This window comes from Moritella sp. F3 (assembly GCF_015082335.1).
GTDB lineage: Bacteria > Pseudomonadota > Gammaproteobacteria > Enterobacterales > Moritellaceae > Moritella.
On sequence record NZ_BLRL01000002.1, the window covers coordinates 578,371 to 590,626 of the forward strand.

General features: G+C 42.2%; 10 protein-coding genes. 4 read left to right on the top strand and 6 right to left on the bottom strand.

Translation table 11 applies throughout. The annotated features are described in order from the left end of the window. Positions 1 to 1,581, bottom strand: a complete 1,581-nt coding sequence (guaA, locus tag JFU56_RS05690; RefSeq protein WP_198436295.1) for a glutamine-hydrolyzing GMP synthase — start codon at positions 1,579 to 1,581, stop codon at positions 1 to 3. A gap of 113 nt (positions 1,582 to 1,694) precedes the next feature. Then, positions 1,695 to 3,158 carry an IMP dehydrogenase gene (gene guaB, locus JFU56_RS05695; RefSeq protein WP_198436296.1) on the bottom strand — a complete coding sequence of 488 codons (1,464 nt, stop codon included), beginning with the start codon at positions 3,156 to 3,158 and terminating at the stop codon, positions 1,695 to 1,697. Between the two features lie 257 nt (positions 3,159 to 3,415). Between guaB and xseA the strand changes: the two genes are divergently transcribed. Beyond that, positions 3,416 to 4,747, top strand: coding sequence for an exodeoxyribonuclease VII large subunit (xseA, locus tag JFU56_RS05700; RefSeq protein WP_256432182.1), 1,332 nt, complete (start codon positions 3,416 to 3,418; stop codon positions 4,745 to 4,747). Positions 4,748 to 4,890: 143 nt separating this feature from the next. Beyond that, positions 4,891 to 6,084: a methyl-accepting chemotaxis protein gene (locus JFU56_RS05705; protein WP_242065877.1), complete on the top strand. Its 1,194-nt coding sequence runs from the start codon at positions 4,891 to 4,893 to the stop codon at positions 6,082 to 6,084. A gap of 92 nt (positions 6,085 to 6,176) precedes the next feature. On the opposite strand, the gene JFU56_RS05710 is transcribed toward JFU56_RS05705, so the two are convergent. After that, entirely contained in the window at positions 6,177 to 6,422 is a 246-nt protein-coding gene (locus JFU56_RS05710) for a Rho-binding antiterminator (RefSeq protein WP_198436297.1), read from the bottom strand. After that, entirely contained in the window at positions 6,400 to 7,203 is an 804-nt protein-coding gene (locus JFU56_RS05715; protein ID WP_198436298.1) for a helix-turn-helix domain-containing protein, read from the bottom strand. Before JFU56_RS05715 ends, JFU56_RS05710 begins: the two co-directional genes overlap by 23 nt. Positions 7,204 to 7,354: 151 nt before the next feature. Between JFU56_RS05715 and JFU56_RS05720 the strand changes: the two genes are divergently transcribed. Continuing rightward, positions 7,355 to 8,518, top strand: a complete 1,164-nt coding sequence (locus JFU56_RS05720; protein ID WP_198436299.1) for a multidrug effflux MFS transporter — start codon at positions 7,355 to 7,357, stop codon at positions 8,516 to 8,518. Here the strand turns inward: JFU56_RS05720 and JFU56_RS05725 are convergent. Then, positions 8,515 to 8,856 (bottom strand): Fis family transcriptional regulator, encoded by a 342-nt coding sequence (locus JFU56_RS05725; RefSeq protein WP_198436300.1) that lies wholly within the window; start codon positions 8,854 to 8,856, stop codon positions 8,515 to 8,517. The genes JFU56_RS05720 and JFU56_RS05725 overlap by 4 nt on opposite strands. 126 nt (positions 8,857 to 8,982) lie before the next feature. Further along, the gene (locus tag JFU56_RS05730) at positions 8,983 to 11,013 is read right to left on the bottom strand and encodes a PhoX family phosphatase (protein WP_198436301.1); all 2,031 of its coding nucleotides are present in this window, start codon (positions 11,011 to 11,013) and stop codon (positions 8,983 to 8,985) included. Positions 11,014 to 11,210: 197 nt separating this feature from the next. Here JFU56_RS05730 and JFU56_RS05735 point away from each other — a divergent pair, with 197 nt between their 5' ends. Beyond that, positions 11,211 to 12,248, top strand: coding sequence for a lipid A deacylase LpxR family protein (locus JFU56_RS05735; protein WP_198436302.1), 1,038 nt, complete (start codon positions 11,211 to 11,213; stop codon positions 12,246 to 12,248). The last annotated feature ends 8 nt before the right edge of the window (positions 12,249 to 12,256 follow it).

Below are 12,256 nucleotides of genomic sequence, written 5' to 3' on the forward strand. Positions count from 1 at the left end.
TTATTCCCACTCAATTGTTGCAGGTGGCTTACCAGATACATCGTAAACTACACGAGAAATACCATCAATTTCGTTAATAATACGGTTTGAAACATGACCGATTAAATCATACGGAAGATGTGACCAACGCGCAGTCATAAAGTCGATTGTTTCTACACAACGTAGTGATACAACCCAATCATACTTACGGCAATCGCCCATTACGCCAACAGAGCGTACAGGTAAGAATACAACAAATGCTTGGCTTACTTTATGGTAAAGTTCCGCTTTGTGTAGTTCTTCAATGAAGATAGCGTCAGCACGACGTAATAGGTCGCAATATTCTTTCTTCACTTCGCCAAGTACACGCACACCTAGACCAGGTCCAGGGAATGGGTGACGGTAAAGCATGTCGTATGGAAGACCTAATTCAAGACCAATCTTACGTACTTCATCTTTAAATAATTCACGTAATGGTTCAACTAGACCCATTTCCATATCGTCAGGTAAACCACCTACGTTATGGTGTGACTTAATCACGTGTGCTTTACCATTTTTAGTTGCAGCAGATTCGATAACGTCAGGGTAGATAGTACCTTGTGCTAACCATTTAGCATTGGTTAATTTCTTCGATTCTTCATCAAAGATTTCAACAAATACACGACCAATGATTTTACGTTTTGTTTCTGGATCATTTTCGCCAGCCATTTGCTCTAGGAAACGATTTTCAGCGTTAACGTGAACAATGTTTAGACCGAAACGATCACCGAACATATCCATTACTTGCTGGCCTTCGTTTAAACGAAGTAAACCGTTATCAACGAATACGCATGTTAGCTTATCGCCAATCGCGCGTTGTAATAACATAGCAACAACAGATGAATCAACACCACCAGATAAACCTAAGATAACTTCATCATCACCGATTTGCGCTTTCATACGAGCAATCGCATCATCAATGATTGACGTTGAAGTCCAAAGTCCGTCACAGCCACAAATGTCTTTTGCAAAGTGAGAAAGCATACGCTCACCTTGACGTGTATGCGTTACTTCAGGGTGGAATTGTACGCCATAGAAGCGTTTTTCTTCGTTTGCCATAGCAGCAAACTGACAAGTTGCAGTATTAGCAACTGTTACAAAGCCTTCTGGAATAGCAGAAACTTTATCACCGTGGCTCATCCATACGTCTAATAGTGCTTTACCTGATTCAGATACTGCATCTTCGATAGAGTTGAATAGCGCAGAAGGCGCTTGCATTTCGATTTGTGCATAACCAAATTCGCCTTCGCCAGTACCTTTGATGACTTTGCCACCAAGTTGCTCAGACATAGTTTGCATACCGTAGCAGATACCCAATACAGGTACGCCTGCGTTGAATACATATTCAGGTGCACGAGGTGAACCCGCTTCAGTTACACTTTCTGGGCCACCAGCAAGGATAATACCGTTTGGATTGAATTCACGGATTGCCGCTTCATCTACATCCCATGTCCATAATTCACAGTAAACACCGATTTCACGGATACGACGAGCGATTAACTGCGTATATTGAGAACCAAAGTCCAAGATTAGGATTTTTTGCTCATGAATATTTGTGGTCATTAAAGATATTCCTGTAAATATATTTAGTTGTTATGTTTATAATAATAGTAAGAGGAGACATTTGTCTCCCCTTGAATTATCAGTTTCGAACTATCTATTTTGCTAAAACTAACTTAGTTTGAACGGTAGTTTGGCGCTTCTTTAGTCATGATCACATCATGAACATGGCTTTCTGTGATACCAGAACCAGTGATACGAACGAATTCAGCTTTGGTGTTCATGTCATGGATAGTCGCACAACCAGTTAGACCCATTGAAGAACGAATACCACCCATTTGTTGATGGATGATTTCTTTCAATTTGCCTTTATAAGGAACACGGCCTTCAATACCTTCTGGTACTAATTTATCAGCAGCGTTTTCTGATTGGAAGTAACGGTCAGATGAGCCCTTAGACATAGCGCCTAATGAACCCATACCACGGTATGATTTGTATGCGCGGCCTTGGTAAAGTTCAACTTCACCTGGTGCTTCTTCAGTACCAGCGAACATAGAACCAACCATTACACATGATGCACCAGCAACAAGTGCTTTCGCGATATCGCCAGAGAAACGGATACCACCATCAGCGATAACTGGAACACCAGTACCTTCTAATGCTGTTACTGCATCGTTAATTGCTGTGATTTGTGGCACACCAACACCTGTAACGATACGTGTAGTACAGATTGAACCAGGGCCGATACCAACTTTAACACAGCTAACGCCAGCTTCTACTAGTGCTAGAGCACCTGCGCCAGTTGCTACGTTACCGCCGATGATTTCTAAATCAGGGTATGCAGCGCGTGTTTCTTTAATACGGTTTAGAACACCTTGAGAGTGGCCGTGTGATGAATCAATTAATAGTACATCAACACCCGCTTCTACTAATGCGTCGATACGTTCTGCAGTAGAACCACCAGCACCAACAGCAGCACCTACACGTAAACGACCTAATTCGTCTTTACATGCATTTGGTTTTTTCTCTGCTTGTTTAAAATCTTTAACCGTGATCATACCCGTTAGTTTAAAGTCTTCGTTTACAGCAAGTACTTTTTCAATACGGTGTTTGTGCATTAGGCCAAGAACTTCTTCACGAGAAGATTTTTGTCCAACAGTCACTAAACGATCTTTCGGCGTCATTACTGATGAAACTAGAGCAGTTAAATCATCAACAAAACGTACATCACGACCAGTAATGATACCCACTAGGTCATTGGCTTCGGTTACTACAGGAAAGCCAGCAAAACCGTATTGCTTAGCTAGTTCAGCTACATCAGCAATAGTCATATCAGGTTTTACAGTAACGGGCTCAGCAACAATACCACTTACATATTTTTTAACTAAACGTACTTCAGCGGCTTGGCGCTCGATTGACATGTTCTTGTGAACAAAACCAATACCACCTTCTTCAGCTAACGCAATCGCTAAACGACCTTCAGTTACTGTGTCCATCGCAGCAGCAAGCATAGGTATGTTTAACGAAATATTTTTCGTTAGTTGAGTTTTTAGGTTCGCATCGTTCGGTAGAACAGTTGAATGAGCAGGTACAAGCAGTACGTCATCAAAGGTAAGGGCTTCTTTGGCAATTCTTAGCATGGGCAATATCTCACCTTGTAAAAGGTATAAAATGGATGACATAATCGGTATAAATATTGCGGACGAAGTATATTGATGGTTTAGGGTAAAAGCAAATTATATTTCAACTTTTTTTAATTATTGTTGATCTTAATGCCCATTAAAAAGCAAACCTGCTACAATATTCCGATACGATTTTATACTGATTACTGATATTTATATCTAATTCACTGATAAAAAGTGCATCAGATTTTAACTGCTTAACGCGAGAGAGCCTTATTTTGACTAATCCAAATATTTATACAGTGACTCACTTAAATGCCAGCGTTAGGCAATTGATCGAATCAGAAATGGGCACATTATGGTTAACCGGTGAAATATCCAATTTCGTTGCACCTGCATCGGGGCATTGGTACTTATCACTTAAAGATAGTCGATCGCAAGTACGCTGTGCAATGTTTAAAGGCAATAATCGTCGTGTGACCTTTCGCCCTGCCAATGGCCAGCAAGTATTGGCCAAAGTACGCGTAACTATGTACGAACCTCGCGGTGAATACCAATTAGTGATTGAATCATTAAGCCCTGCTGGGGATGGTTTATTACAGCAGCAATACGAGCAATTAAAAGCCTCGTTAGATGCACAAGGCTATTTTGCCCAAGCGCATAAAAAAGCCCTGCCCTTGCATGCTAAAAAAATTGGTATTGTTACGTCGTCAACAGGCGCGGCCGTACACGACATTCTAACCGTGCTAGAACGCCGTAGTCCTAATCTACCTGTCATTATCTATCCGACTCTGGTGCAAGGTGCACAAGCAGCCTCAGCGATTGTCAATGCCATTAATATAGCCAATCAGCGTAACGAAGTTGATCTGTTAATTGTCGGCCGTGGTGGTGGCTCGTTAGAAGATCTTTGGTGCTTCAATGAAGCATCCGTTGCACACGCTATTTTCAACAGCCAACTCCCCATCATTAGCGCTGTTGGGCATGAAATAGATGTCACGATTGCGGATTTTGTGGCCGATATGCGCGCGCCGACCCCGTCAGCGGCGGCAGAGCTAGTGAGCCAGGATCAAGCCCATTTACATCAGCAAGTCACTAACCTGAGTAATCGTTTAAACAAAGCAATACAGACTCAATTATCGAAAAAGCAGCATCAACAACGCTATTTAGAACAAGCGCTGATGAGCCAGCACCCACAACATAAATTACAACAGCAAAGTCAGAAATTAGATGAACTCAATTTACGTTTAAACCAAGCCGTAAATCGCCATATAGATCAACAGAAACTGCATCTAACTCAGCTAACAGGTCGGTTACAATCTCGCTCTCCAGTACATAAATTAACAGCTATGCAGCAACAACAGCGTAATCTACAAACTCGGTTACACAGTGCGATGCAACGCCGTTTACAACAAGATCACAGTCAATTGCAAAACCTGGTTCAACAACTGCAAACCGTAAGCCCACTTGCAACCCTCACGCGCGGTTATTCAATTACTCAAAATGACAAACACCAAGTCATCACATCAGTGAGTAAACTGAAACCTGGCGATAAGTTAATTACCCGTTTTACCGATGGTGAAATACAGTCGACCATAGACCCCGCTTAATTCGCACTTGAAATTAAGTTTTAATATGTGATTCAAATCAAACATTTAAATTACAAATCGTTGATAATAAGACCTCGTGATATCGGCCGGATGGTCGGTAACCTAGCTAGATAACAGTCATGGATATTACAAGGCAGTCAAACATGAAATCGATTAAAACCATTTACTCTTCCTATTTCATTGCATTTATTTTAGTCGTTATGGTGCTAACAACCATAGGTATTAAAACGTTTGTCTCGCCACTGTTACTCGAAAATGAATCCCTTATTTTCTCCATGATCCTTGCCGGTCAACTGTCTCTCATGCTGACAATGATTGGTTTTTGCTATTTTATATTTAGACGTTTATCGCAACGTCTAATCGTATTACGTGAACATATTGACCTACTGTCGCAAGGTAATGCTGATTTAACGACTCGCGTAACCATTAAAGCAAATGACGAAGTGGGTGATATTAGCGAATCAGTGAATCATTTTATTAGCTACTTACATACGCTAATGCAGTCCGTGAATAACTCATCCGTCAAAATGTCAGACTCGTTAATGCAAGTCGAAGACCAAACACAACTCACACGCTGCATTATTTTAGGCCATGTAAAAGAAACAGAGCAAGCAGTGACCGCGATGGAACAAATGAGTACGACTGCAACGATTGTCGCTACTAACGCCGCTGAGGCTGCAACGTCAACACAGCAAATTCATAATTCTGTATCACAATCTAAAACAACAGTGGTGCGCGCATCAAATAATGTTCAGACGTTACTTGATGATGTTGAAGATACCGTGATAAATATCGAAAGTATGGCGCAACATACTCAACAAATAAGTGCGGTATTAACCGTGATAGGTGAAATTGCCGAACAAACTAACCTACTCGCATTAAATGCAGCTATCGAGGCCGCAAGAGCCGGTGAACAAGGCCGTGGTTTTGCCGTGGTAGCAGATGAAGTAAGAGCCCTTGCAGCACGCACCCAAAACAGTACATCTGAAATTAACGCCATGTTAACGAAGCTTAATTCCGGTGTAAATGCGGTTGTCAGTGCCATGGACAAAACCAAAGAGCGCTGTATTACTACCGCAGCAGACACGCAAGAAGTAAACCAAGATCTTGATAGTATGGAGATGGCTATTTCAACCATCAGTGAGCTGACAATTCAAATAGCATCCGCAGCAGAAGAGCAAAGCACGGTAAGTGCCGAGGTCACGCGCAATATGACGGAAATACAGCTGATCGTAAACGAGTTATCAAACAATGCAGAGCATACGACAACGACAACTCAAGAGCTCGGCACCATGAATTCGGAGCTAAAAGAGGTGGTCAATAAATTTAGCCTATAAGGTATTTTTTTATCACCACGCGTAACACATCAGCCTTGTTTGCTTACCACAGACAAGGCGGTTTTATTCAGGGTTATCATTAATAGCTATCGTTAATCAAACGTGACTATCTTAAAGTGTGGATTATCTGTTTTCACCTCTAGCGTTAAAATGCTATCGAGCACAATCAGTTCACTCGTCCCCTCAACATCCATTTTAATACATTCTTCCCTCGCCTCATTACGCTGTGTATCGATGCCAGTACCCATAATTTCAGCACCAGTTCTTAGGGTTAATTTAATAAGATACCGATACATGCATACTATTTCGATATAATCATATTGCTCGCATTTCATCATAACTCCTCGTTTTATCGCTCAAGTATTTCGCTGGCGTCAATCCAGTATGCTGGCGAAAAAAACTAATAAACGCACTGTCACTGGTAAAGTCTAAATCGAAGGCTACCGTCGAAATGCGTTGGCCTTCCGCTAAGCGCTCGATAGCATTAAGCAAACGCCATTGCTGTCGCCACGCTTGATAAGGCATACCCGTTTCTCGAGAAAATATACGGCTAATGGTTTTACCACTCGCGCCAATATCAGCTTGTAGCTGGTTTAATGGTTGCGGAGGCAGCTCACTTGCCATTAACACCGTAAGCCACTTTTGTAATCGAGGGTCTTGCGGTAATGGTAAGTGTAACTGCTGCACAGGTGCGACAGCCAATTCTTCACAAAATAATGCCAAGGTATTAGCTTGTTCTAATTCAGGCTTGTCCCAATCCCAAAACGCCATACGCTCAATCAATGCTTGTAGTAATACACTCACTTCAACAATACACATCGTCGTAGGCAATAACGCAGTGAGCTCTGCACTAAAATATAGCGAGCGATATGACACCACGTTACGCATGCGCGCACAATGCATCACACCAGCGGGGATCCATGCGGCACGGGTTGGCGGCAGTACCGATTGCATGTCATCAAGGGTTATACTAATGCAGCCTGCAGGTGCATATAATAACTGACCTTTATTATGTTTGTGCATACCTGAGTCATGCTGGCCAATATCTGTAGCGATACCAATAACTTGGTTAGTTAACTCATCTACATTAAATTGCTGACCTTCTGCAATACTTGCCATACCTGTCCTATTTTTGATATTTATTGTTCTAATGTTTGTAATGCGAAAAACCATCATAACTATAATGGCGGCACATTAATAATGATTAGCGCCATCGTACTAGCACATAAACAACTATGCTGTGATTAGTACTGGTGTTCTGGAGCAACACATGAATAAAAAACCTCACATAGGGCTAATATTAGTCTTAATAATGTTTCCACAGATTGTTGAAACCATCTACAGTCCGGTATTACCACATCTGGCAAGTACATTTGAAGTGAGCGTCAGCACCGCCGCCCAAACCTTATCTATTTATTTTAGCGCATTTGCATTTGGGGTGATCTTTTGGGGGCGCGTAGCCGACCTCATTGGCCGTCGACTAGCCATGCTTATTGGTTTATGTACATATGGACTAGGCTGTATACTGGCACTGCTGGCAACAGACTTTAATATCATCATGCTCGCACGCTTTGTCTCCGCATTTGGTGCTGCGGCAGGCTCGGTCGTCACGCAAACGATGCTCCGTGATAGCTACGATGGTAATGAACTGGTTAAAGTCTTCACTCTGATGGGGATGGGAATTTCATTAAGCCCGGTGATTGGTTTAATCTCGGGTGGTTTCATCGCAGACTACGCCGGGTATGTGGGGGTATTCTCAGTACTACTGCTACTAGCAGCCATTTTATACTTAATGACATTAAGCGCATTACCAGAAACCTGCCCAGAGAACATTACGAAGATCAACCTACTAACGTTACTCATGCGTATGCTAAAAGACAGTCATATTCGTTATAACGCGATACTCGTCGCCCTGTTTAACTTAGTGCTATTTAGTTATTACTCACTCGCGCCGTTTATCTTTAGCAAACTCAATTTTAGCTCAACAGAATTTGGCTACACAGGTATCGCACTAGCGTGTGGTAGTTTACTCGGCAGCTTGTTGAATAAGCGTCTGCTGCAAGCTCAATATACATCGCAAGCATTATTACGATTAGCCTGTGGGTTAGTTTTATTCGGTAGTTCCGGGGTTTACGTACTGCAAGACAGCGTTTGGTTATTAGCCCCTATGCTGATTGTCGTGATGAGTTATGGTATCGCCATTCCTAATATTCTGGCTCACGCCTTGGCACAATATAAAGAGGTTGCGGGATCTGCTGGCGCGGTCTTTGGTTTGTTGTATTATTTACTGCTAGGCGCTGGATTGGCGATCACCGGGGTCTTAAACAACCTAGGCTTGGTGCTGATGCTGTCGGCTGTGATCATCTTAGTATGTACTGTTCAGCTTCATCGCACCGTTCAGATTAATCCTACAGTTCAAAAGAATAGCCGTTAAGCTAAACGTTTAGTCCAATTGCCGCCATTATCACGGCCACAATTTTCTTCACTGTCAAATTTGATCTGTTTATTAGGATTTTTGAGTTTCACTTCCATCGAAATAAGTGCTTGTGTTAACAATGCCTTCAAACGCAAGTCTTGTTTCGATACGGCAAGCTGAGCAATATCAGCGTTACTATCAAACACACAAATCAGTTTTAACGATGCCGGAAAATTAGCGTAGTTCACCTGATGTGTTAACCACTGAAAGCCCTGGATTTCATCCTTTGCCGTTTCACACACATCGGTAAGAACTTTACATAAATTATTATCAATCTTTTTTTCTGTTTTAGTCATGCTCTGCCCACGGTTAAACTCTCGATTCTGATAACGCTATCCTACCGTAAATAAGGCGCGATAAACAATAAAACCAGCCCGAAGACTGGTTATACATTTGGCTACAAAACATCTGTTATCAGTTCATTAAACCCCAACTTCACCGCCGTCATTTTTACGAATAATCACCGTTGCAGCTCGCGGTCGAACTGTTTTATTACTCGGGGTTTCCATCGTTGCATCACTGCTATACGGCCAATTAGCTGGATGCTGTATATTCAAAAATAAATCTGTCTGCGCAGGACTAAAAGCCAAACCAGTCACTTCAGCGCCATTCGGGCCAACGAAGAAACGCTTTAACGCTGTTTGATTATCACTGTTGATCGTATCGAGTTCGCCTGAATCCGTCGTTAACTGACTTGGTACCACAGCCAACATTTGATCATTGGTGTATTCAGTCAATTCAGGTGCACTATTATCGGTTTGCATCCACATAATGCCACGCGCATCAAACGCCAAGCCATCAGGGCTAGCGAATTGGTTTAACTCTGCCAATCCTGAAATATTCACGTCTGGATCTGCATCTTCTGCCGCACCAAATACAAAGATATCCCAGCTAAATAATTCAGCATTATCGCCTTCTTGCCAGCGGATAATATGACCCGTACTGTTATTTAATCTTGGGTTAGCAGCATTCGTTTCAGTCGTACGTTTCGTGTTATTGGTTAACGTCATGTAAACCGCACCATTAACTGGATCTACAGCTGCCCATTCAGGGCGATCCATTGGTGTTGCGCCGACTAAATCCGCAGCGCCAGCGGTATTCAAAATAATGCTAGCCTGATTAGTAAAGTGGTCAGCCAATACCCCTTGCTCTTTAGTTACAGCGGTCATGGTTAATGGTAACCATACACCGACGCCATTATCATCGAATCGAGCGACGTATAACGTACCTTGATCCATGTATTTAGCCCCGACAGCTAAACGGTCATCACGTGAGGCATCGCCAGCATGCCAATTAACATCAGATACAAACTTATAAATATATTCAAAGCGAGAGTCGTGGCCTGAATAGAACACAATAGGTTTGCCTTCAACAACTTGTCCAAACACGCAACCTTCATGTCGGAAACGACCCAAAGCGGTACGTTTGGTTGCACTCGATTGATTATCATAAGGGTCTATTTCAACAATATAACCGTGACCATTGGCTTCATTGCGGTAATCATCTGCAGCGCTGCGGCCTTTCACTGTAATATCAAAACGCTTAAATTCATCATTAATCTCAGCGGAGTTACCAGCTAAATCATCCCAACCATAACGCGTGTTCTTATCATCAATACCGATACGTGATTGATCTGCGGTCTGGGTACCTGTATTAACAAAATAGCCAGGCCAATTTTCTTCGCAGGTCAAGTAAGTACCCCATGGCGTATAACCATTACCACAGTTATTTAGTGTGCCACGTACTTTATCGCCGTTTGGAGAGAAAGGCGTTTCAAGTAGCGCTTTATCAGCAACAGGGCCACTAATATCCATAGTAGTAGCACCAGTAAAGCGACGATTATGACTATCATTTTTCACCACATCCCAAATGCCATTAGTTTGCTTAATACGTACAACAGTTACACCATGAGCATTAATTTCTTTACGTACTTCATCAAGAATTGTACGTAAGCTATTACTGTCTTTCGTTGGACCTGCTGGATGTAATGCTTTTTGATCTATGTATTCATGGTTAATACATAACAAACCATCGGTAGAGCTACCGTTTAGTGGGAAGTAATGCATACCATCATGATGCATGCCTAATGAGTTTGCTTGATCATTCGCACTATTAGTGCCATCTGCTCGCCATTCCTGAGCAAAATCATTTAGTGGTGTCCCCCAAGGTGCAAGTACTTGTGCGCTATAACCTTTTGGCACTGCGACAGCATTAAGCTTGGCGCCAGCAATAGAATCGAAACCTAATTTAACATTGCCATCAGTTGCCACTGTTGAATTAGTCGCTGAACTCGAACAACCCGCTAGACCCACACCGCTTAACATGCCAACAGCAGCCATTCCCATCCCCGCTCTTAATATACTGCGGCGAGAGAGTTCCCTTTCCATTACTGATGCAAAAGGTTCGTTGTTACTGTGATTGTATTTCGTTGGGTCAAATGTATCTTTGCTCATGCTTTTATCTACTCAGGTTATAATTTAAGACAGATATAAACTAACAAGTCATTATGTATTTTATATTTCAGCTATATGACAGTTTTATAACGTCGATGAGATCTCATAGACAATTATCCTCGCATATCCTGTTTTCCCCCTCCCATAACCCTATCTGTTGCTATTATTAATGATCTATTGTTAATTAGAGTAACAGTATGAAATATAAAATATTCCAGCCAATATACTGGCTATTAACAATAATAACCTCAGCCAACGTAACAGCATCCGAATCACCTACGGTGACATTTTCGATAGACAACGATACTATTTTGGGCGTTGATCAAGACTACAGCAATGGCATTTTTGGCTCTTATACGTCAGGAAAAATTAACACACCGACGATACTCACGCCTTTAAGCTTATCCATATGGGGTGGCACGTCTTTAGATAAGATTGAGTTTACGCTCGGCCATAAAATATGGACTCCAGCAGACATTAAAATAGTCGATCCAATCGCCAATGACAGGCCTTATGCGGGTTACCTGTATAGTGAATTTAATTTTATCAGTCGCCATCAACAACAAGCCCAACGATTTAACCTCACCGTCGGTACAACAGGTACAGATTCATTCTCAGAGCAAGCCCAAAAGCTTGTTCACAGCATCACAGGATCCGAAGAACCCAAGGGTTGGGAATATCAAGTTGACGATGGCATTGTCGGCAGTATTGGTTACCTCACTCATTTTAACCTGAGCCGTAATACGCTATCGAATAACGCATGGTTTGATAACGATTGGTTTGATAGTTATTTATTAGAGAAGGCGGAGTTTGAAATAACGAGTATTAGCGAAGTGAATATCGGTAACTTTAGAAGTGATGTTGCTACCGGAATGATGTTGCGCTGGGGGCACGATCTTGGTGCCAATATGGGCGCTGCAAATATCTCTACCGAACAACCATTTCGCCCAGGCATGATAGGGGCGTCCGATTCTGCTTGCTTTGTATTTACCGGTATTGAGGGACGCTATCGGTTTAACGACATTACGATTGAAGGGGAGCGGCCTAATATCATCACCCCTAACGATTATCAATTAACACTTGAAAATGGGCAGTTTAGCATCGTATTCGGCGCAGTTTGGTATAACAAACATGGCGGTCTGAGTATCGCCGTAGCAGCTAAAACGCCAGACTATGAAGAAGCTCAGACCGCGTTATACGGGAATGCGGCAATTTCCCTATTTGCTTTTTTATAAATTCCAGA